Origin of the sequence: Bacillus sp. FJAT-29814, from assembly GCF_001510715.1 — a bacterium.
Taxonomy (GTDB): Bacteria; Bacillota; Bacilli; order Bacillales; family Cytobacillaceae; genus Neobacillus.
On sequence record NZ_LMTJ01000001.1, the window covers coordinates 641,138 to 662,926 of the forward strand.

Here is a 21,789-nt window from a genome sequence, read left to right on the forward strand (position 1 = left end):
TGCCTCTCTTTTTTTCGCTGGTAAAATTATGTATGAATAATTTGATTAATGGTATACTGTTAGGGAGTAAAACAATGGAGGAAAGACGAAATGCCGATTGAAGAAGGTACCAAGTTTCAAATTTCTCAGGGTATTCAAGGAAACTTTAACTCTGCTGAATCGTTGACGGTCATTTCCAATAATGGCGTAACCGTTCAGTTTACGCTTGGGGAAGACAAGGGATACGGTTCAATGCCCGTGGAACACCTCAATTACCTGCTTAAGAGATCAAACTTGACGAAAGTTCCAAATAAACGAGCATTAATTAATACAGCAGAAAATAATGAAGAACATATAAGTTAGCTTAAGAGAGGGTGTAAATACTGGCCCTCTCTTTTTTGTTAAAATAAATCACTAAGTTCGCTGTCGGAATAAACAGCAATTAAAACGACCGCTTTTGTATCACCAATATTTTTCACTGTATGCGGAACACAGGCATTCCAACTGAACGAATCTCCCTCCTCCAAAGTAAAGGAGTCCTCGCCTTGTTGGGCCCATACTTTCCCTTCCAAGACCAAATGACTTTCTATTCCTTCATGCGAATGGGCTTCGCCAATACAAGCGCCTGGGGGAAACTCGACGCTCATCATCCTTAGTCCGCCCTTCGATGAGATATGTTCCACTTTTAGGCTGTTAAAGGTCGAATAGGTCCGTTCGCTTTTTTTCACAACCTTCATATGCTCTTTTTTCTCTAGCAGCAAATACGGCAATGGCACGTCTAAAAAGTTGGCAATGGTTTGCAATGTACTAATCGATGGTGAGGTGTTGTTGTTCTCGACATTGCTGACAAATCCTTTCGATAGTCCAGTGCCTTCACACATTTGGGCGATCGTTATTTTTTTTCGGTTTCGTATGGCGCGAATTTTTGATCCGATATCCATGGTAATCCACCTCTTTAGGTTTCATTATACAAAACATAATTCTATATTAGCAAAAAAACAATTGACAAGCTAGTGAACTTCTTGTTATGTTATAGACAACAAAAGTTCATATTTGAAAACAAAGATGGTTTTATTTTTTGTCATTAAGTTTTCTAATATGAATCTTTTTTATTTATAAAAAATAAAAAGGTGGTGTTTTTGTAAAAGTAAGTAGTATTTTGAAAATGAGCCAATCTATTAATGTGAAATAGATGAAATGTTCCACAAGGAGTGATGGGAATGAATGCGCCAATGATATATGAGCTCCGCAAACCCGATCAGATTGAACCGAATAAGACCTATCCGGCACTATTCTTACTGCATGGTATGGGAAGTAACGAACAAGATTTGCTGTCATTAACAGCCGGCTTGGAAAAGCAATTTTTTATTTTTAGTATTCGCGGACCTATTCCACAGCCGCCAGGTTTTGCTTTTTTCACGATTGAGGGGTTTGGTAAACCCCATCGTGAGGTATTTGACGATACTGTCGGCAAGCTAGCCAGTTTTATTGATTTTGCCTGCGAACAATATCCAATTAATTTGAAGCGGCTTTACCTGCTTGGGTTCAGCCAAGGGGCGATTCTATCGATGACCTTGGGATTGGTACTAGGGAATCGGATTCGAGGTATTATTGCTCTAAGCGGCTACATTCCTGGTTTTGTAAAAGAAGAATATGATTTGCAGCCTGTTGATAAGCTTTCTATTTTTATATCTCACGGTGAAATGGACCCGGTCCTTCCTTTTCAGTGGGGTGTTGAAAGTGATCAATACTATAAAAGCATCGGAGCGAAGGTATCCTTTCATCCGTATCAGGCTGGCCATACCGTTTCATTAAGTAACTATCAGGATTTTACTAACTGGTTATTGGATGATTTAACAAAATAAATAAAAATATTAGGGAGAGAAGAAAAATCATGAAAAAAATCGAAGCAAGTACATTAATTTTACGTTTAGTTTTAGGAGTAACATTCTTTGTTCACGGATTAGTGAAATTCCAAGGCGGAATTGAAAATATCGTTGGCTGGTTTGACAGCATCGGACTGCCAGGATTCTTGGCTTATGCTGTTGCTTTGTTAGAACTAGTTGGAGGAATCGCATTAATTGTCGGATTTGGGAGCAGAGTTGTATCCGCGTTATTTGTTCTATTAATGCTCGGAGCAACTTTTAGTGCGAAACTAGCCGGCGGCTTTTTAGGCAATGGCCAAGGTGCCGGTTATGAATTGGATTTGGCGTTGGCTGCAATGGCGTTGGTTATTGCGATCACTGGCAGCAAGATGTTTGCACTTGATTCATTATTTTTCAAAAAAGATAAAAATGAATCTCATGTAAAAAAAGCAGCTTAAATCGAAAAGGAGGACGTAACATGCTTCCATCATTATTTATCGCTCATGGTTCGCCATTACTGGCGATTGAAAACAATGAATACACTCAATTCTTAAATGAAGTGGGACAGAATTTGCCACGGCCAAAAGCGATCGTCGTGTTCTCTGCTCACTGGGAATCACGCCAGCAAAAGGTCAGTGAAGTGGATGAGTACAGCACCATTTATGATTTTGGCGGCTTCCCGCAGGAATTGTACACGATTCAATACCCAGCAAAAGGCGATCATGGGGTTTCTCAAGAAATAAAGGACTTATTCGAGGCTAATGAAGTTCAGTACCAGGTTGAAACAGGCCGTGGCTTGGATCACGGTGCCTGGGTTGTTCTCCGGATGTTATACCCGAATGCCGATGTTCCGGTAATTGCGATGTCGGTCAATCCAAATCTAACACCCGAGGAACAGTATAAAATCGGTAAATCATTGTCGGCGTTAAGAGCTAACGATATTTTGATAATCGGAAGCGGAGGCACTTCGCACAACCTAAGAGCGTTAAACTGGGCTGACAACGGCGAAGTATTCCCATGGGCGCTTGAATTTGAGGATTGGCTTGCCCACCATTTACAAACTTGGGATTTGGATTCACTCTTCAAATACGACACCCTTGCTCCAAATGCAGCATACGCTGTCCCACCATACGGGAACGAGCATTTTATCCCGCTTTTTTACGCGATGGGGGCAGCGGATGATGTAAAGAAAGCTACATTGCTGCACCGCAGTTTCCGGTATGGAAGCCTAACACATAGTGTTTGGCAGTTTGGATAAGAAGAAAAAGCCTTGCAGTTATTCAGCTGCAAGGCTTGTTTAATATTGTTATCAATATTTCCTATGAATCCTTAGGTGAAGAACCCATATATTTTCCATCAATAAATACTGCCATCATAGCTGTTCCATCCTGGCTTAAATATGGAATTCCTACAATAGTAAATCCATAATAATTATTGACCATCACCTCGGTGCCTTTTACACCTCTCCAGGTATCACCGTCTTTAATGACAGCAAGTTTCATATCTTTAAATTCCTGACTACTGATTACATTTGCAATAATTTTGTTCTTTTCAGCTCCAAAAATTGGTGTTACATTGTGACATTCACAGTCCGGATCTTCGGCTGCTTGTACTGGATTCCCGGATGCAGCAAACAATGAAAACGCCATTGCCCCACCGAATAGTAGAGCCATAATTTTTTTCTTCATACTTTTCTCCTCCTCTTTTAGACTCATCTACTATATTACATTCTTTTTCGACAGATTCCTGCAGAAACATTGGAAAATTATTCGACAATTGCCAGTATTTATGACAGAATCGTGACAAGAAACCAAATTGTTGTCATTTCTGGAAAAATACGTTCTAATAAAATTAAGCATCTTGAGTGTGAAGAGGGGAAATATTGGTGGGATTTTTTTTCGCAGTAGTATTGTTAGTCTATAATTTAGTGTTGTTCTATATCGGCTGGAACGGCTGGAATTGGATTCAGACCATCATCGGTGAGCGGAAAAGAATAAAATATACATATTGGTTAGTTCTGATTCTATTTGCTTACTCTTTTGTGTTCGCCCGCTTCTTGGACGACTTTCCAGTGTTAACGTGGCTAGGCGGCATTTGGCTTGGATTATTTTTCTATCTAGTTTTGCTCCTTCCATTTGTTAATCTATTCGTTTTTCTGACCAGGTTTACACGTGTTCCAAAAGAGAGTGCGAAAAAATGGGCAGGTTTTTCTACAATTATTATCATTATTGGGTTATTTGTATTAGGGATTTATAATGCCTTTACACCGGTTGTCAACACCTATCAAATCACCATACCCAAACAGGTCGAAGGGGCTAAATCTATCAATATTGTTATGGCGTCGGATATGCATTTTAGTGAAATGTCTGGGGCCAGTCATGCCAGGAATCTCGTTCGAGAAATAAATGCCTTGAAACCTGACCTGGTTTTGTTCCCTGGGGATATTATTGATGATGACATCGGCCCGTTCTTGCGGAAAGGGATTCCGGACATTATAAAGGAAATCGAAGCTCCGGTTTATGCTTCTTTTGGAAATCATGATCGCGAGGCCCCAGATGTGGACCTTGTGAACATTTTTAATAACAGCGGGATGAAACTTCTTGCAGATGAGGTTACCGTATTGGATAACGGGATTACACTGGTAGGCAGGAAAGACCGTGGGTACCAAGATGTCGTACGCTTAAAGCTTGCGGATTTAATGAAGCAAGTCGACAAAACAAAACCGGTCATTCTGCTCGACCATCAGCCATACGATTTGGACATTGCCGAAAAGAATGGCGTAGACCTGATGGTATCTGGCCATACTCATCGCGGACAAATGGCACCTGGCAATCTGGTAACAGACATGCTTTTTGAAAATGATTTTGGCTATCTTAAAAAAGGCCAAATGCATTCAATAGTATCATCCGGGTATGGATTCTGGGGCACACCGCTAAGAATCGGAACACAGGCGGAAATTGTGCAAATAAAAATAACGTTTAAATAATAAGAACCAATTTGGAGTCAGGAACTCCGAATTGGTTCTTTTATCTAATCTAAACTATAAAAGTACCCAGTCTATTTCATAGTTTATAATGTAAGCGCATACAATTTGTCTATATGCCTATTGCAAAATTAGTTTGATAGTTGAAAGGGGTAGATGGAGTGAATATTAGTGAAATTTTACTAGAAACGGCTCGGGAGTTACCCGAGCATCCAGCCATGATTTTTCGAAATGAGAGCATTACTTACTACGAATTTGCAGAGAGAGTAAGGGAAAAGGCCGTGGGGCTCAGAAAACATGGGATTACAAACCGTTCCCATGTCGCCCTGATGATGGCCAATAAGCCCGATTATGCGATTGTCTATTTTTCGCTGCTAGCCATCGGCGCTACGGTCGTTCCGATAAACCCCACCTTTAAAGAACAGGAAATTACCTATATTCTTAATGATTCGGATGCCATGGCCATTATTGTTGATGAGTTTGGGGTGGAAGAGGTAAAGAAAGCCCGGAATAACTTGTCTTCTGTAAAACACTTCATCTCCCTGCCGCCAACGGATCAATTTACTCCGTGGGCTGAGGTCTATGGCAATCCGAGCCATTTCGCCCTTGAACCAAAAGATCCAATCGACAATGCCCAAATCATCTACACTTCCGGAACGACAGGCAAACCAAAAGGCGCTTTGATTACCCATGGAAACCTGGAGTGGATGAGTAAAACCAGTGCGTACATTCTAGAATTAACAAAGGAGGACCGGGTTCTTGTCGTCCTTCCGCTATTCCATGCCTATGCCAAGCTCCAGGGCTTGCTTCAGTGCGTGTTAAAAGGCTGCACAATTTACCTGGAGGAACGCTTTATCCCTGACCACATACTCCAAAAACTCTCTGACAACAAGATTACCATCTTCCTAGGTGTACCGACCATGTACACCATGTTTGTTCACTCTCCAAAAATACAAGACTTGGATTTTACCAGTCTGAGAATCGCCGGTTCTGGCGGCGCCAGCCTTCCGTTAGAGATTATCGATAAAGTGAAAGCCGAAATGGGTGTGGAAATCGGTGAAGGCTACGGGCAAACCGAAAGTACCGTGATGATCAGCTGCAATCCAAGCAATATTCCGAAAAAATACGGATCGGTCGGCGTGCCGCTTCCTGGCCTTGAATTAAAAATAGTGGACCCGAATGGGCGGGAAGTCCCTGTCGGCGAGGTTGGCGAGATCATCTTCAAGGGTGCCAATGCCATGAAGGGCTATTATAAAAAGGAAATAGAGACAAAGGAAACGATCAAAGACGGCTGGCTCTATACCGGTGACCTTGGGAAGCGGGATGAAGAGGGATATTTGTACATTGTTGACCGCAAGAAGGATATGATTATTCGCGGTGGCTACAACGTGTATCCACGAGAAGTCGAAGAAGTTCTTTACACTAATCCTGATGTTGTCGAATGTGCGGTCGTGGGAGAGGCAGACCCGGTGTTCGGAGAAGAGGTTGCTGCCTACGTAGTGACCAAATCACCCAAGACACCTGAAGATATCACCAGCTACTGTAAACAGCAGTTGGCCCATTATAAAGTGCCGAGAAAAGTCTACTTTTTAAAAGAATTGCCAAAAACGACGACCGGGAAAATTCTTAAAACACCTCTTAGAAAAAAATAGGACATGAACCTTAAGAATTTCCTCATAGTCAAAATGGACAACGAATAGGAATAGGAAGGAAGCATTCACAGAACAAATAAGGGGGAAAATAAATGAGAGCTGCACAAATCATTGAACACAGACAGCCGCTAAGAATCGGGACTGTCGCCGATCCAACGCCTGGTCCGCATGATGTGATTGTAAAAATTGAAGCTAGCGGTATTTGCCGAAGCGACTGGCATGCTTGGATGGGCGATTGGGCCTGGCTTGGATTAAGTCCGGAATTGCCGATTATTCCTGGCCATGAATTTGGGGGCACGATTGCCGCAGTCGGAAAAGAAGTTAAGAATTTCCGCGTGGGAGACCGGGTCACCACACCGTTCCATGAAGGCTGCTCACACTGTTCCAATTGCTTAAGCGGCCATTCCAACCGTTGTGATAATCTGCAAATCTTTGGCTTCGGCTATGATGGCGCCTATGCTGAGTATGTGAAAGTTCCAAACGGCGATTTCAATCTCGTCCTGCTTCCCGACGAAGTCGATGCGGTAACGGCAGCGGCGATTGGCTGCCGCTATATGACCGGCTACCATGGAGTAGTCCGCAGTCATTTGAAACCTGGCAACTGGCTCGTCGTTCACGGTGCTGGCGGTGTAGGCTTATCGGCGGTGCAGGTCGGCAATGCGGTAGGTGCACAAGTCATTGCCGTTGATGTCGATGACACCAAGTTGGAAATGGCCATGAAGGAAGGGGCGGTTGCTGCTGTAAACGCCCGCAAAGACAATGTTGTCGAAGCCGTTAAAGAAATCACAAGAGGCGGGGCCCATGCCTCCATCGAAGCATTGGGGATTCAAGAAACGATCCTAAATTCCGTTCTTGGTTTAAGAAAAGGCGGCCGCCACGTTCAAATTGGCTTAACCACACACAAAGAGGCTGGTATTGTCGGCCTGCCAATCGATGTTATAACCGCAATGGAGCTGGAAGTAGTCGGCAGCTTGGGCAATCCACGCTCTGAGTATGATGGGCTATTAACGTTGATTGCGCAAGGAAAATTGAATCCTCGCTCGCTTGTATCCCGGGAAGTGGCTTTAGATGATGTGAACAGCATCCTAAACGATATGACCCATTACAAAACATATGGGTTTAATATCATCACCAAATTCAACTAACTTTTTAAAAATAGCTCTGGCAATCGCCGGGCTATTTATTTTGGCAAATGGCAGGGATATTTGAATGCTTGTTGAAATAAATATCCAAAGAAAGTAAAAAGGGGGCAGGAAAATGATTGCGACTTTGAGATTCCCAAAACGGTCGTATACCGGTTGGGGTTCCATAGAAAAACTGATCAATGAGCTACAGGAGCTAAAGCCTGAAAAAATTCTAATTGTAACGGATGAAACTTTAGTCAAAATCGGTATGGTAGATAGATTTTTATCACCTCTGAATGAAAATTATCAGGTAAGAGTTTATACCGATGTGGAGCCCGAGCCTTCTCTAGCTTGTGCCGAAAAACTAGTTGATTTTACCCGTAACGGCGGATTTGACCTAGTGATCGGACTTGGCGGTGGCAGCGCTTTGGATTTGGCCAAATTAGCTGCAGTAATCCCCAAGAATGATGGAAATGTAACTGACTATTTAAATCTTACCGGTAAAAGGCAGCTAAGGAATCAAGGCGTACCCAAGATTCTGCTCCCGACCACGTCTGGAACAGGCAGCGAAGTAACCGATATCGCTGTTGTTTCACTTGAAGGCACCAAAGATGTTGTCACCCACGACTTTTTACTCGCCGATATCGCCATCGTAGACCCGCAATTAACAGTATCTGTGCCTAAAAGGATCACTGCAGCCACCGGCATTGACGCGTTGACCCATGCGGTGGAAGCCTATCTTTCCGTCAACGCCAATGAAGCTACCGATGCTTTGGCCATAAAGGCAGTGGAGTTAATCGGAAGCTCCTTAAAACAAGCTGTCGAAAATGGAGAAAACCAAGAGGCAAGAACAGCGATGAGTTACGGAAGCTATTTGGCAGGATTGGCCTTCTTTAATGCTGGTGTTGCCGGAGTGCATGCGCTGGCATATCCTTTGGGGAGCCAATTTAAGCTTCCGCATGGCGAATCAAATGCTGTGCTGCTTCCTTATGTAATGGATTATATTTCATCCAGTTGTTCTGAAAAATTAACTGCTGTATGCGACATCCTTGGTATGAAGTGGTCGGAGCAGGACTATTTAGAGATTTTTTACAAACTGGTGGAAGATGTGGGCTTGCCAACCACATTAAAGGAATACGGAATTCCGGAGGCGGCGCTCAGCAGCTTAACGGAGGATGCGATTAAGCAAAAGCGGCTCTTGGCGCGCAGTCCGAAACCGCTGCATAAAGAGGATATTTATCAAATTTATCAAATGGCCTATAACGGTTTATAAGGGTGAAGTTATGTATTCAACAATAATAGAACCAAGAGTTTCAGAGACAGACGGTGTTGGACATATCAACAATACGACCATTCCGATCTGGTTCGAAGCCGGAAGGAACCCATTATTTAAATTATTTACTCCGGACGATTCGTTTCAAAACTGGAAAATGATTATTTTAAAAATGAATGTGGAATATGTAGCACAAATATATTTCGGAAAAAATGTCGAAATCAGAACATGGGTAAACAAAATCGGAAATAGCAGCCTGGAACTGTACGAGGAAATTCACCAAGAAGGGCGGTTATGTGCAAAAGGGACAGCATTATATGTCAACTTTAATCTCCAAACGCAAAAGTCTGAACGTATCCCAGACCACATCAGACAGGAGCTCCAACAGCATGACTACCGAAATGAATCCGAACAACTGAAAGGGTGAATGGTAATGGCACCTCGCAAATTGAAATTCTGGGGTTGGGGCTATGAAGATGGATTGTCTCCCCAAATTCAGAAACAAGTGGGAGCCGCGATGGCCCATCGGTTTGGCGTTAGTGAATGGCGAACCACACCGCCTCCGACAATGGAAGAAATACCGTTAAATCCAGCACGATTATCCATTCCGCAAACACTCCAACATCTTTGTTCAACCGACCCCTTTGAGAGACTGTCGCATACTTACGGTAAATCCTATCGGGATGTAGTCCGGGCTTTTCGCCGTGACTTCAAAAACGCTCCTGATATCGTAGCGTTTCCCCATACGGAAGAGGACTTAATAAACATATTGGATTGGTGTAATCAAATAAATGCCGCAGCTATTATTTATGGCGGCGGAACGAGTGTGGTCGGGGGAGTGGAGGCTGTCATTGGGGAGCAATATTCCGGAGCCGTTTCCATCGATTTAAGGAACCTAAATCAGGTGCTCGAAGTGGACGGAATCTCCCGCGCTGCTAAGATTCAAGCGGGAATTCGCGGTCCAGCCATGGAAAGCCAGTTAAAAGAATATGGTCTATCGCTTCGTTTCTTTCCCCAGTCTTTTGAATTTTCTACATTGGGTGGATGGATTTCTACGCGAGCTGGCGGACATTTTGCTACATTACACACCCACATTGATGATTTGGTGGAGTCACTTCGGGTCATTACCCCAAAAGGAGTGGTAGAAACGAGGAGATTGCCAGGTTCCGGTGCAGGTCCAAGTCCAGACCGTTTATTTATAGGTTCGGAAGGAACACTAGGAATTATTACTGAGGCATGGGTACGGCTTCAGGATCGCCCTATTCATCGAACATCAGCTTCGGTACGGTTTCCTGATTTTCAATCCGGTGTAAAGGCGGTAAGAAGACTGAGCCAATCAGGATTGTATCCGTCCAATTGCCGGTTGCTTGACCCAGGCGAAGCGGGTGATTCTGGCGCAGGAGACGGGCAATCCGCCGTTTTAATGCTTGGTTTTGAATCACATGACCATCTGTTGGATATTTGGATGATAAGAGCCTTGGAGTGCTGCAAAGAATTTGGAGGTACTTATCATCCGGATGCTATAAAAACAAATCAAAACTCCTCGATAAGAAGAGAAGGAGCAGTGGAAACTTGGCGAAACGCATTTATTCAAGCGCCATACCTTCGCGATGTTATGGTAGGTTTAGGTGTGATTGTAGAAACCTTTGAAACAGCTGTTACATGGAACCGATTTGAGGAATTCCATAATGGTGTAATGGAGGCCGCCCAAAAGGCAATCCGGGAAATATCCGGACTGAATGGCTGGGTGACATGCCGAATTACTCACGTGTATCCCGATGGCCCTGCTCCATATTACACAGTAAAAGCACTTGGCAAAAAAGGCAGCGAGCTGGAGCAGTGGGATGAAATCAAGGCGGCTGTGTCGGAAGCTATTATTCATTTAGGTGGAACAATTACGCATCATCATGCCGTAGGACGTGACCACCGTCCTTGGTATGACCAGCAGCGGCCACCCTTGTATGCCTCTGCTTTACAGGCAGTCAAACAGACACTAGATCCCAACTATATTTTGAATCCTGGAGTATTAATAGATTAAAAAGTAAAAAAGCAGCTACTCTTTTGTGAAGAGTGCTGCCTTTTTCGCTTTAATTATTCTTCGATGAATAATTCTTGTTAGAGTCATTATCGGAATCCTTCAGCGTTTCAAATATTGATGCCGTCAAACTATGCGGTCCATGGGCATCAAGGCCGGCCTCCCACAGCATCATCCCGCCGAAACCTTGGTCAAGTGCCAATTTGGTTTTCATTTTTATGGTGGTCTCGCCATTATAATGATAGGTCGTGCCGTTAATACTAACGGTATCGTTTACGGCATTCTCTTCATTTTGGTCGATAATGGCCGCAAAGGAGACCTGCTTAATTTTCGGGTCTTCAGGCTGGGCATATAACGGGACACCCAGGACAAGTTTTTCCCGCGTAATCTGAAGTGTATCAAAGAGATTGCTCCAATAGTTGACAATAGCCTCCGTATACGGATATGGCGACAAATTCGCAGCATTGTACCCGTCATCCCATTGACCGTCATAGGCCATGATATTGACATGGTCCACATATTGGAACATGGACGGGTCAAATTGAACAAAGCCAACCTCTGTTAGGGTCACGGCATGGATTTTGGAGTATACCGCAACGGATACTTCTTTATGTTTCGGGTGAAGTTGCTCGCTTAATTCCTTTACAAAAGCAGCCAAATTTTGCGCGTCTGCCTCATTGCGGGGATGTTCAAAATCTACATCAATGCCGTCAAGCTGTTCCCGGTCCGCGAAACTAGCAAGCTCATTCACTAGTTTGGAACGTGATGCAGGGTCTGAAATGGCCGTTTTAAAATAATCATAGGATTCGCCGCCATTGATATGATACCAGCCGCCAATCGCCAATATCGCTTTCGTATCATGCTTTTTGGCGTTTGCCACCATTTTCCGCAAGTTACCTAGGGCAGAATCACCATTAAGCAGCATACCGCCATCCTTGGTCGGATGAGCAAATGAAAATATCACATGTGTTAATTTATCGTAATCAACCACATTGGGGTCACGAAAATCCTGTACATACCCAATCAAAACTTTTGATTGTGATTGATCTGTTACCGGTTTTTCTTTTTCTGCAGGTTGGATATTAGATTTTGATGCTTGTTTTATTTTTACAGTATTTGAACTGTTGCCAGAAATTAAAACGCCTGTAATAATTCCTCCAATAAAGGTAATCAATATTACCGTTGCCAGGAGGAGCTTTCTATTTTTCACCTTCACATTCCTCCCAATCTTGTATTACATTTAAAAGTTTAACAGAAAACGAGATAGGCGAGAGATGGTAAAATTTTGATTGGGGAGTCCTTCCATATTTCTTTTTTATGATTGGTAAATATGGTAAAATTTTAGGATGTTCGGATTATACAAAAAAGGGGTCTAAGGACGTAATGGATAATAAGGAAGACAAAAGCAGAGCGAGATCGTTAAAAGAACGGAGAAGGCTTAAAACTTGGGTTCGAGTTGCCATTCTTGCCATTTTTGTTTTGGCCGTTGGCAGTATTTCGCTGGCATACTTGATGAAGCCGGACAAATCTGAGCCAAAGGTTGCAGATAAACAACAAAATAATATAAATCAGGTAAAATCCAAGCCAAAAGCCGAAAAACAACCGGATCAAAAACAGGAACAACAAGAGCAAAAACCGGAACCGGTCACAGAAACGACGATAAAAATAAGTGCAGCCGGAGATTTCACACTTGGAACAGATGAAACTTTTAACTATAGCGATTCGTTTGTCAATGTGGCAAAAGCAAATGGACTTCCTTATTTTGTTAAGGGCTTGAACAATATCTTTGCCGAAGATGATCTTACAACGGTGAATTTGGAGACGACCTTGACCAATGCGACACAAAAAGCGACCAAAAAATTTCGTTTTAAAGGTGACCCCAGCTATACCAAAATCCTTGAATTAGGTGGAATTGAAGCAGTCAATTTAGCCAATAATCATATTCACGACTATCTTGAGAAAGGCTATACTGATACAATTGATGCGTTAAAAAATCAAGGAATTGGTTATTTCGGCTATGACCATCAGTACATCACCGAGGTAAAAGGAATAAAAATTGGGGCATTGGGCTATGAGGGCTGGCAGGATACACCGCAAATCCGGAATCAAGTATCGCAGGCAATCAAGCAACTGAAAGAACAGGGGGCACAAATCGTCCTGGTCCATTACCACTGGGGAATTGAACGGCAGTATGTACCCAATGCATCGCAAAAATCATTGGCCCGCTTCACCATTGACAGCGGTGCCGATTTGGTCCTAGGTCACCATCCTCACGTTGTCCAGGGAATAGAAGAATACAATGGCAAGTTTATCGTGTACAGCCTTGGAAACTTTATGTTTGGCGGTAACAGAAATCCAAGTGACAAGGATACCTATGTATTCCAGCAAACCTTTCATTTGAAAAATGGAGAACTGACTGATAAGAAAGAAATTGCCGTGGTCCCATTCTCGATTTCGTCCGTTTCCAACAGAAATAACTATCAGCCGAAAATACTATCGGGAGCAGAACGCGATCGAGTGAAGAAGAAAATCATTGAATCCTCCAATAAGATCAATGGCTCAGACTGGCTCGTCTACGACACAACGGAGCAAGTGGTCAAAACAGAGTAATAGTAAAAAAGATAATATAAGAAATCTCCCTTACCAATATCATGAACTTAACTTAAGTCAATGAAAGGTTTTAATCCCCTTGTTACTATTAAAGAAAATGAAGACAAGGAAATTTTATTTTTAGAATCCTTTTAAAGATAATTGGAGGGAGTTTTTATGAAAGCAATAGTTTGTGATAAATATGGTTCACCCGATGTACTTGAATTAAAAGAGGTAAAAAAACCTTTACCAACCGACAATCAAGTATTGGTAAAAGTTCATACAGCATCCCTGAACTTTGGTAACTTGGTTCTTTTGAAAGGCAAACCTTTCTTAGCCCGCTTTGCCTTCGGACTAACGAGACCAAAATACTCCATTCCAGGAGGTGACATAGCTGGCACAGTTGAAGCTGTTGGCAAAGACGTTAAGCTATTTCGAGTAGGTGATGAAGTATTTGGCGACCTCTCTGGTTGTGGCTGGGGCGGTTTTGCTGAATATGCAGCTGTTCCCGAACATGCTATAGCCTTAAAACCAACCAATATCTCCTTCGAGGAAGCTGCTGGAACTCCTATGGCAGGTGTAACTGCCTTACAGGGATTACGTGATAAAGGTAAAATTAAATTGGGACAAAAGGTATTAATTTATGGGGCATCTGGCGGTGTCGGCACTTTCGCGGTACAAATTGCCAAATCATTTGGTGCTGATGTAACAGCTGTATGTAGTTCAAGAAATTTAGAGATCATGCGTTCAATTGGAGCCGACCATATCATTGATTATACAAAAGAGGGTTTCACCCTAGATGAAGAACGTTACGATTTGATTCTTGGTGTGAACGGTTCTAATTCCATATCAACTTATAAACGTGCACTAAAACCAAATGGGCATTTTGTTCACGTAGGAGGTTCCGAATCCCAATTTTTTCAAGCATTATTTTTCGGACCCTTTATTTCGATGACGGGACGCAAGAAAATAAGTAACCTGTTACAGAGAGCAAACCAACAAGACTTAAATCATGTAAAAGAATTACTTGAGACTGGCAAAGTAAAACCAATAATTGATAAACGGTACAAGTTAAATGAAATAACGGAAGCATTCAAATATTTTCAAGATGGTCACGCTCAAGGCAAAGTAATAATTACTGTATAATGTTAAATTGATATTTAACCCAGAGCAATGCGATTTCATTTGCGAAACGCATTGCTTTTTTACATGTTTTTATAGTTGTGGATACTCCAAAAGACAACGAATTTTCCTGTTATGTCAGAGTTTTTTTTAATAATAACCCATTCCGAGCTATGCAAATACACCTAAAGTAGTATTGCCCCAATATTCTGAAGACTATATAGTTGTTAGTAAGTATTCACTAACCAGAAAGAATGTGATATTGGTGCAGACACAAATCAGTACAAAAAAGAAAATCATACAGGAGGCGCGAAAGTTATTTGCGGAACGTGGCTATAGTGCCACTACCACAGCTGAAATTGCCAGGAGGGTCGGGGTCTCGGAAGCGGCCCTGTATAAGCATTTTAAAAGCAAAAAAGAAATGATTCTGGCATGCCTGACACCGACAGACTATGTCAAAGTGGATATCAATCGGAACAAACCCTCGGAATCCGTTCGAGCGCTCATCAAAGCGAGAGTGAACTTAATTCGCAGCAACCTAGACAGCTTTAACATCCTTTACCGGGAATCACCGAACCATCCGGAGATTGCCAAAATGTTCTTGGAACAAATTTATACCCAGGACAACAGCATGGAAGAGCTGATGAAAACAGCACAAGAAGACATCCCCCCAGTCCAATCACTTCTATATGAACTTGGGATCACCAGTGCCATATGGTCGATCCTTAACTTTGAAAAACTACAAGAACAATTAATCCCGGAAAAATTGCCGCTAGAGCATATGGCAGATGAGATTGCCGATATCCTGCTATATGGCATTTTAGGAAAAAAGGAGGAGTGATGATTGGATGGAAAAGCATATACCGATTCCCCAGCCGAAAACCTTTGGGCCACTTGGAAATATTCCATTAATTGATAAAGATGCCCCAACCCTGTCATTCTGGAAAATTGCCGATGAGTACGGACCGATATTTCGCTTTGAAGCTTTTGGCTTTAAGATGTATTTCGTTTCAGGACATGAACTGGTAGCAGAAGTTTGTGATGAATCCCGGTTTGACAAAAGCCTTTCTGGTGGTTTATATTTTCTGCGCGCTCTGGGAGGAGACGGCCTTTTTACCAGCAAGACGAAAGAACCGAACTGGCAAAAGGCCCACAATATCCTGATGCCTGCTTTTAGCCAGCAAGCAATGAGAGGGTACCACGATATGATGGTTGATATTGCCGGTCAGCTCATTCAAAAATGGGCCCGATTAAATCCCAATGAAAGTATTGCTGTCGCCGATGACATGACAAGGTTGACGCTGGATACGATCGGACTTTGCGGTTTTAACTATCGATTTAACAGCTTTTATCGTGAAAGACATGATCCATTTATCATCTGCATGGTCCGGGCCCTCGATGAAGCAATGCATCAGGCGACAAGGCTCCCTATCCAAACGAAGATGATGCTGATGACGAAACGCCAGTTTGAGCGAGACATAAAATCAATGTTCTCGCTGGTAGACAAAATCATTGCGGAACGAAAAGAACGGGGTGACCAGGGAGAGACGGATTTACTGGCGCGAATGCTTAATGTCAAGGACCCTCAGTCCGGCGAAAGGCTGGATGATGAAAATATCCGTTTCCAAATAATCACCTTCCTGATTGCTGGGCATGAAACGACAAGCGGATTATTGTCGTTTGCGCTTTATCTTCTGTTGAAGCACCCGGAAGTCCTCAAGAAGGCCCGTGAAGAGGTGGATCAGGTAATAACTACATCAGTTCCATCGTATCAGCAGGTCTTGGATTTAAAATATATTCGAATGATATTGCACGAGGCCTTAAGGTTATACCCGACAGCGCCGCAGTTCACTCTTTTTGCAAAGGAAGACACGGTAATCGGCGGCAAATACCGAATTAAAAAATATGATAGTGTCTCGGTCCTCCTGCCAAAGCTTCACCGCGACAAGGCCGCTTGGGGCGAGGATGCAGAAGAGTTCCGTCCCGAACGGTTTGAAGACATGACTCAAATTCCCGCGGACGCCTTTAAGCCATTCGGAAATGGCCAGAGGGCCTGTATCGGCATGCAGTTTGCGCTGCATGAGGCGACATTGGTTCTCGGTATGATTCTTCAACATTTTGAATTAATTGATCATATGAACTACCAGTTGAAAATCAAGCAAACCTTGACGTTAAAGCCAGACAATTTCCAAATCCGCGTCAAACCGCGCGAAAGAAAAATGGCTTTGATGATTGATGCCAAACCAAAGGTTTCAAAAAGTAAGGGGCAGACCGCTCCTCAAATTTCCCTTACCGGGGTCAATAATCGGCCGCTTCTCGTCTTATATGGTTCCAATATGGGCACGGCAGAGCGGATTGCCCAGGAACTGGCGGACAGTGCCCGACTGCATGGCATTTCGAGCGAGGCAGTGCCGCTCAATGACCGGCTTGGCCATTTGCCGACCAAAGGCGCTGTTATCATCATCACATCATCCTATAACGGGAAGCCGCCCCGGAACGCACGCCAATTCGTCCAATGGCTAGAAAGGCTGGACAATAGCAGTTTAACTGGTGTGAATTACGCGGTGTTTGGCTGCGGGGACCGCAATTGGGCCAATACCTATCAGGACGTTCCAAGATTGATTGATCAATTGCTGGCAAAGAAGGGGGCCATACGGTTTTCACGCCGCGGCGAGGGCGATGCAAGCGAAGATTTTGAAAAGCAGTTTGAGGATTGGAAAAACCGGATGCTGGCCGATGCCTTTAAAACTTTTGGCATCAGTGTCAATAAAACTTCAGTGAAAGAGGGACCTTCCCTGGGGATTCAGTTTGTTGGTGCCATCAATGGATCGCCGCTGGCAAACAGATACGATGCTGTACATGCTGCTGTTTTGGAAAATATGGACTATGGGAATGGCAATCGAGAGCTGGAGATGGCTCTTCCAGAAAGTGTGGCATATCAACAAGGTGATTCATTAGGTGTATTCCCATGGAACAATCCTTCGGAGGTTTATCGTATTCTCAAGCGGTTCGGGCTCGACGCGCGAGAATATGTCATTTTAACTGCAAGCGGACACAGCACCGCGCATCTTCCCTTGGATCGTCCGGTAAGCCTTTTTGATCTGCTGAGCCAGAGTGTGGAGCTGCGCGAACCTTCAACAAGAGCACAAATCCGGGAATTGACGGCATTCACCGTCTGTTCGCCGCATAAGCGGGAACTGGAAACCATGTTAGTTGAGGGAGTCTATGAAGAGGCTGTTTTGAAAAAGCGGCTGACAATGGTCGACCTTCTAGAAAAATATGAAGCGTGTGAGCTTCCATTCGAACGATTTTTGGAGCTATTACCATCGCTAAAACCGAAATATTATCCTATTTCCGAATGTGTTAACCAGCGGATCAAGGTAAGACTGGAGGGAGAAGATTACTTGGCTAAACAAAAGCCGGGGGAGGAAGTCGTCATTTTTGTCCGACATGAAAATAGTTAAAATGAAAAAGGTCCTTGAGTCTGTGAACGATTCAAGGACCTTTTCATTTACTTAAGGAACAATTTGATCTTTTTCAGTCCGTTTTTTACATTCGGATAGCGGAACGGGAGATCGAATAAAGTTGTTTGTTTCAAGACGCTTTTTTTATGGGAAAAAGAATCAAAGCTGCCTTTACCGTGATAGGAACCAATCCCGCTCGGCCCGACCCCTCCAAACGGTAGATGCGGCGAGACAAAGTGATAGACAGTGTCATTCACGCAACCGCCGCCAAAGGAGACATTGCCAAGAACCTTCTGCTGCACCTCATTATGTTCCGAAAAAATATAAAGTGCCAATGGTTTCGGATGGTTGTGAATACCCTTTATCACCTCATCGAGACTTTCATATTCCATCACTGGCAATATTGGACCAAAAATTTCATCCTCCATAATCGGATCGCTCCAAGTAATGCCTGTTAGGACAGTTGGTTCAATGGCCAGAGTCTTGGCGTCAGTTTTTCCGCCACAGTTCACCTCACCATTATTCAGGAAGGATTGAAGCCGATTGAAATGCCGTTCGCTAACGATATGAGTATAATTTGGATTATTTAACGGTTCGGCTCCGTATAACTCTTTAATCGCGTCTTTAAATTGGCTTAAAAATTCTTCTTTAATACCCTTATGCAAATATAGATAATCAGGTGCGATACAGGTTTGTCCTGCATTAGTGAATTTGCCCCAAGCAATTCGCTTCGCTGCCAATTTAATGTTGGCATCATGGTGAACAATACAAGGGCTTTTGCCACCCAGTTCCAACGTAACAGGAGTCAGATTTTTAGCCGCTGCCTCCATAATGACCCGGCCAACCGGAACACTGCCGGTAAAGAAGATGTAATCAAATTTTTCCTTAAGCAGTGCCTGACTTGTCTCAACTGCACCTTCCACAACAGCGATATACTTTTCAGGATAAAGGCCTTTGATTAGCTCCGCCAACAGGGCAGAGGTTTTCGGCGTTAGTTCCGATGGCTTAATGATTGCGGTGTTACCAGCTGCAATCGCCCCGATTAATGGAGCAATCGCCAATTGGAACGGGTAATTCCACGGTGCGATAATTAGTGACACGCCATAGGGCTCGGAATAAATATAACTGGCCGAACCAATATGGGTCATAGGCGTTTTCACCTTCTGCGGTTTAACCCATGATGGCAGATGTTTAATCGTAAAACTCAACTCAGCCAGGACAAATCCCATTTCCGCCGTATAGGCATCGAAATCGGATTTGTTTAAATCGGCCTTTAATGCGTTCATTAGTTTCTTTTCATTGGTTTGAATCGCAGATTTTAGCTTTTTTAAGGCTTCGAGCCGAAAGGTGAGTGCCTTTGGTTTACCGGTTTTGAAAAATGCCTTTTGGTTTTCCACAAGATAGCTGTAATTTTCCAAACTGTCACCTTCCCTTAAGGTGTAGGCATTATTTGTGATCGTCATCCCACGTCTACTCCTTTATCATATGATAAAGCTTTAATAAATCGTCTTTATATAATATTTTCGGAACAGGATAAAGCGGGTTCGCTTCTTTTAAAGCCCGTTCAACCATAAGCGGGATATCGCTATCGACTATTCCGCTCACCTTTTCAGGAATGTTCATTTTATTATTTAATTGTTTCACTGCCTCAATGAATTTCTTGGCCTTCAATTCCTCAGTATCCGACGGCACACCCAACCCAACTACATCTGCGAGCTCCGCCAATGGCTTATGGACGGATTCGCCGTAGTATTCCAGCACATAAGGGAGGATAATCGCATTTGCAAGTCCGTGCGGAACCGAGTAAAAGCCGCCGAGGGTATGGGCAATCGCATGGACATACCCGACATAGGCACGAGTGAATGCCATACCAGCCAAGTAAGCAGCCCGCTGCATATTCGTCCGGGCGGTAACATTTGTCCCGTTTTCATAGCATTCATATAAATTATCAAAAGTTAACTTAACCGCCTCAATACTCCAACAAGTTGTACTTTTTGTGTTACTTTTACCAATATAGGCCTCGACCGCATGTGTCAGGGCGTCAATACCGGTAGCCGCGGTAATGTGCGGAGGCAGCCCTATCGTCAGCAGCGGATCCAGCACTGCGTAGTGTGGAATGAGGGAGGTGTCCATGATCGCATATTTTTCATGTGTCTGGCTATTGGAAACGACGGCAGCCAAAGTCGCTTCACTTCCGGTTCCGGCAGTTGTTGGAATAGCAAATAAAGGCGGTATACTCTTTAAAACCTTTAACACACCTTTCATTTTGGGGATACTCTTGTTGGGCTTGGCTGCCCGGGCCCCCACACCTTTGGCACAATCCATCGGCGACCCGCCGCCAAAGGCGACAATCCCTTGACATTGGTTGGCTTTATATATTTGATAGGCTTCCTCTATATTATCTATAGTGGGATTGGGAATGGTTTTATCATACACGAAAAACTTTATTCCTTCCGCTTTTAGCCCTTCCAAGAAATTATCCATGAGGCCGATGGAGGTAATGCCCTGATCGGTTACAATTAAAACGTTTTCAAGATTCTTAGTTTTAATAAGCTTTGGCAGTTTCGCCAAGCTGTTTTCACCCTGGAGCAACACAGGTTCGCGCCAAGGGAGGACGTAGGAGGCCATTTTCATTGTTCCTTGGTAGGTCCTGCAATACAACTCGTACATAACATTACCTCGCTTTATTTATAGTTTTAAAAAATACCCAAAAGACCAAAAAATGTATATAACTTATATACCTTACATAGCAGAAGGACGTCAAGAAAATATTTAGAAAATAGTAAAAATTTTGAAAAATACTCCATTGGTAGTAACGCTTTTAAACTAGCACTGAAATCAAAAAGCCAACCAATCGGTTGGCTTCTTAACAATATTCTATTAACTCGATTAATAGCTGCATTTCATCCGAATTCAGTTGGTTAACATTATTGAAAAATTGCTGGACGAGCTGGATCATTTCCGGGCTTAAATCATCGCTCACAGACTGTATAATCATTCCAACAACGGCGCCGACAAAGACGGTCAGCTGGATTTTAGGTTCTTTTGAAGCATTGATCACATTGACCGTCAAACTTTTCACTTGTTTCCCCAGACTATTCAAATACAATAACAAGATGCTTAAAAAGTAAGCACAAAACTCAAGTTTAACCTCGACATCCTTCATTAAATGAATGGTTTGATTAATTGCTTCGCGTAGCGGTAGGTTTTGTGGATTTTTAACTGCCTTAATAACCTGGTTATGTATGTTGTTCCATTCTTCAAGATTAGAGATTTCCCGCCGCTCTTTTTGAAAGAAAGTTTCAGCCAATTCGGTGGGGGAGAATACCACCATTGACCGGCCTGCTTCATTTTCATTCATCGCATACGTTCGTTTTACCAATCCCTGGTTTTCCAATTCTTTCAACACGTCATATGCTGTCCATTTGCTGACCCCGATGGCTTCGGCAACCTCGGAATAATGAACTGGAAGGCTGGTTTTATTATATTGACGATAAATATGATCTAAAAACTCCCGTCTTCTTTTGGTTATCGACACAGAGCTCTCACCCCCGAAATTTAAATGAATTTTTTAAAAATTATTATATCATGAATCACCTTTTAAGGTACCTTGACATTTTTATAAAAAGTAGTATAGTTAATAAATTGTTAAGGCTTTGTAAAGACATTGCCTTGAATTGTTCATAGATTGTTCATATCTAAA

Annotated in this window: 19 protein-coding genes and 1 pseudogene; 14 read left to right on the forward strand and 6 right to left on the reverse strand. The window is 43.1% G+C overall.

All coding sequences use genetic code 11. From position 1 onward, the window contains the following. Positions 1-90: 90 nt before the first annotated feature. Positions 91-342 (forward strand): hypothetical protein, encoded by a 252-nt coding sequence (locus AR334_RS03015; protein ID WP_066304739.1) that lies wholly within the window; start codon positions 91-93, stop codon positions 340-342. 38 nt (positions 343-380) lie between these two features. Here AR334_RS03015 and AR334_RS03020 read toward each other — a convergent pair whose 3' ends face one another. Continuing rightward, positions 381-920 (reverse strand): helix-turn-helix domain-containing protein, encoded by a 540-nt coding sequence (locus AR334_RS03020; RefSeq protein WP_066304741.1) that lies wholly within the window; start codon positions 918-920, stop codon positions 381-383. A 279-nt stretch (positions 921-1,199) separates the two neighbouring features. Here AR334_RS03020 and AR334_RS03025 point away from each other — a divergent pair, with 279 nt between their 5' ends. The 3 genes from AR334_RS03025 to AR334_RS03035 are packed head-to-tail and all read left to right on the forward strand — an operon-like array spanning position 1,200 to position 3,102. Continuing rightward, positions 1,200-1,844 carry an alpha/beta hydrolase gene (locus tag AR334_RS03025; protein ID WP_066304743.1) on the forward strand — a complete coding sequence of 215 codons (645 nt, stop codon included), beginning with the start codon at positions 1,200-1,202 and terminating at the stop codon, positions 1,842-1,844. A gap of 29 nt (positions 1,845-1,873) precedes the next feature. After that, entirely contained in the window at positions 1,874-2,302 is a 429-nt protein-coding gene (locus AR334_RS03030) for a DoxX family protein (protein WP_066304746.1), read from the forward strand. A 20-nt stretch (positions 2,303-2,322) separates the two neighbouring features. Next, the gene (locus tag AR334_RS03035; RefSeq protein ID WP_066304748.1) at positions 2,323-3,102 is read left to right on the forward strand and encodes a class III extradiol ring-cleavage dioxygenase; all 780 of its coding nucleotides are present in this window, start codon (positions 2,323-2,325) and stop codon (positions 3,100-3,102) included. A 61-nt stretch (positions 3,103-3,163) separates the two neighbouring features. Here the strand turns inward: AR334_RS03035 and AR334_RS03040 are convergent, their stop codons facing one another. After that, the gene (locus AR334_RS03040) at positions 3,164-3,532 is read right to left on the reverse strand and encodes a hypothetical protein (RefSeq protein WP_066304750.1); all 369 of its coding nucleotides are present in this window, start codon (positions 3,530-3,532) and stop codon (positions 3,164-3,166) included. A 197-nt stretch (positions 3,533-3,729) separates the two neighbouring features. Between AR334_RS03040 and AR334_RS03045 the strand changes: the two genes are divergently transcribed. The 6 genes from AR334_RS03045 to AR334_RS03070 all read left to right on the forward strand — a co-directional run bounded on the left by AR334_RS03045 (position 3,730) and on the right by AR334_RS03070 (position 10,914). Further along, complete coding sequence (locus AR334_RS03045; RefSeq protein WP_066304753.1) at positions 3,730-4,830, forward strand: metallophosphoesterase; 1,101 nt, start codon at positions 3,730-3,732, stop codon at positions 4,828-4,830. A 158-nt stretch (positions 4,831-4,988) separates the two neighbouring features. After that, positions 4,989-6,479: a class I adenylate-forming enzyme family protein gene (locus tag AR334_RS03050; protein WP_066304756.1), complete on the forward strand. Its 1,491-nt coding sequence runs from the start codon at positions 4,989-4,991 to the stop codon at positions 6,477-6,479. A 92-nt stretch (positions 6,480-6,571) separates the two neighbouring features. Further along, positions 6,572-7,624 (forward strand): zinc-dependent alcohol dehydrogenase family protein, encoded by a 1,053-nt coding sequence (locus AR334_RS03055; RefSeq protein ID WP_066304758.1) that lies wholly within the window; start codon positions 6,572-6,574, stop codon positions 7,622-7,624. A gap of 112 nt (positions 7,625-7,736) precedes the next feature. Beyond that, positions 7,737-8,876, forward strand: coding sequence for an iron-containing alcohol dehydrogenase (locus AR334_RS03060; RefSeq protein WP_066304759.1), 1,140 nt, complete (start codon positions 7,737-7,739; stop codon positions 8,874-8,876). 10 nt (positions 8,877-8,886) lie between these two features. Then, complete coding sequence (locus tag AR334_RS03065) at positions 8,887-9,303, forward strand: thioesterase family protein (protein WP_066304763.1); 417 nt, start codon at positions 8,887-8,889, stop codon at positions 9,301-9,303. 6 nt (positions 9,304-9,309) lie between these two features. Then, entirely contained in the window at positions 9,310-10,914 is a 1,605-nt protein-coding gene (locus AR334_RS03070) for an FAD-binding oxidoreductase (protein WP_066304766.1), read from the forward strand. A 49-nt stretch (positions 10,915-10,963) separates the two neighbouring features. Here the strand turns inward: AR334_RS03070 and AR334_RS03075 are convergent, their stop codons facing one another. Then, a complete protein-coding gene (locus AR334_RS03075; protein ID WP_066304768.1) occupies positions 10,964-12,121 on the reverse strand; it encodes a glycoside hydrolase family 18 protein in 1,158 nt (385 codons plus the stop codon). A 173-nt stretch (positions 12,122-12,294) separates the two neighbouring features. Between AR334_RS03075 and AR334_RS03080 the strand changes: the two genes are divergently transcribed. From AR334_RS03080 to AR334_RS03095, 4 genes and pseudogenes are all read left to right on the forward strand, one after another. Beyond that, positions 12,295-13,521, forward strand: coding sequence for a CapA family protein (locus tag AR334_RS03080; protein ID WP_066304770.1), 1,227 nt, complete (start codon positions 12,295-12,297; stop codon positions 13,519-13,521). Between the two features lie 156 nt (positions 13,522-13,677). Beyond that, positions 13,678-14,646, forward strand: coding sequence for an NAD(P)-dependent alcohol dehydrogenase (locus AR334_RS03085; protein WP_066304772.1), 969 nt, complete (start codon positions 13,678-13,680; stop codon positions 14,644-14,646). A 241-nt stretch (positions 14,647-14,887) separates the two neighbouring features. Beyond that, positions 14,888-15,463, forward strand: coding sequence for a TetR/AcrR family transcriptional regulator (locus tag AR334_RS03090; RefSeq protein WP_172799140.1), 576 nt, complete (start codon positions 14,888-14,890; stop codon positions 15,461-15,463). Between the two features lie 7 nt (positions 15,464-15,470). Continuing rightward, positions 15,471-18,071: pseudogene (locus AR334_RS03095) on the forward strand (cytochrome P450); the annotation flags it as partial. A gap of 62 nt (positions 18,072-18,133) precedes the next feature. On the opposite strand, the gene AR334_RS03100 reads toward AR334_RS03095, so the two are convergent. The 3 genes from AR334_RS03100 to AR334_RS03110 all read right to left on the reverse strand — a co-directional run bounded on the left by AR334_RS03100 (position 18,134) and on the right by AR334_RS03110 (position 21,624). After that, entirely contained in the window at positions 18,134-19,504 is a 1,371-nt protein-coding gene (locus AR334_RS03100) for an aldehyde dehydrogenase (RefSeq protein WP_066305232.1), read from the reverse strand. Between the two features lie 52 nt (positions 19,505-19,556). After that, positions 19,557-20,756, reverse strand: a complete 1,200-nt coding sequence (locus AR334_RS03105; RefSeq protein ID WP_066304779.1) for an iron-containing alcohol dehydrogenase — start codon at positions 20,754-20,756, stop codon at positions 19,557-19,559. 196 nt (positions 20,757-20,952) lie between these two features. Continuing rightward, positions 20,953-21,624 carry a helix-turn-helix domain-containing protein gene (locus AR334_RS03110; protein ID WP_066304780.1) on the reverse strand — a complete coding sequence of 224 codons (672 nt, stop codon included), beginning with the start codon at positions 21,622-21,624 and terminating at the stop codon, positions 20,953-20,955. Between the last annotated feature and the right edge of the window lie 165 nt (positions 21,625-21,789).

What these genes read in the sequence shown, in the direction of transcription:
- AR334_RS03015 (WP_066304739.1), top strand. Translation starts at nt 91, where the DNA reads ATGCCGATTGAAGAAGGTACCAAGTTTCAAATTTCTCAGGGTATTCAA.
- AR334_RS03020 (WP_066304741.1), bottom strand. Translation starts at nt 920, where the DNA reads ATGGATATCGGATCAAAAATTCGCGCCATACGAAACCGAAAAAAAATA.
- AR334_RS03025 (WP_066304743.1), top strand. Translation starts at nt 1,200, where the DNA reads ATGAATGCGCCAATGATATATGAGCTCCGCAAACCCGATCAGATTGAA.
- AR334_RS03030 (WP_066304746.1), top strand. Translation starts at nt 1,874, where the DNA reads ATGAAAAAAATCGAAGCAAGTACATTAATTTTACGTTTAGTTTTAGGA.
- AR334_RS03035 (WP_066304748.1), top strand. Translation starts at nt 2,323, where the DNA reads ATGCTTCCATCATTATTTATCGCTCATGGTTCGCCATTACTGGCGATT.
- AR334_RS03040 (WP_066304750.1), bottom strand. Translation starts at nt 3,532, where the DNA reads ATGAAGAAAAAAATTATGGCTCTACTATTCGGTGGGGCAATGGCGTTT.
- AR334_RS03055 (WP_066304758.1), top strand. Translation starts at nt 6,572, where the DNA reads ATGAGAGCTGCACAAATCATTGAACACAGACAGCCGCTAAGAATCGGG.
- AR334_RS03060 (WP_066304759.1), top strand. Translation starts at nt 7,737, where the DNA reads ATGATTGCGACTTTGAGATTCCCAAAACGGTCGTATACCGGTTGGGGT.
- AR334_RS03065 (WP_066304763.1), top strand. Translation starts at nt 8,887, where the DNA reads ATGTATTCAACAATAATAGAACCAAGAGTTTCAGAGACAGACGGTGTT.
- AR334_RS03070 (WP_066304766.1), top strand. Translation starts at nt 9,310, where the DNA reads ATGGCACCTCGCAAATTGAAATTCTGGGGTTGGGGCTATGAAGATGGA.
- AR334_RS03080 (WP_066304770.1), top strand. Translation starts at nt 12,295, where the DNA reads ATGGATAATAAGGAAGACAAAAGCAGAGCGAGATCGTTAAAAGAACGG.
- AR334_RS03085 (WP_066304772.1), top strand. Translation starts at nt 13,678, where the DNA reads ATGAAAGCAATAGTTTGTGATAAATATGGTTCACCCGATGTACTTGAA.
- AR334_RS03105 (WP_066304779.1), bottom strand. Translation starts at nt 20,756, where the DNA reads ATGTACGAGTTGTATTGCAGGACCTACCAAGGAACAATGAAAATGGCC.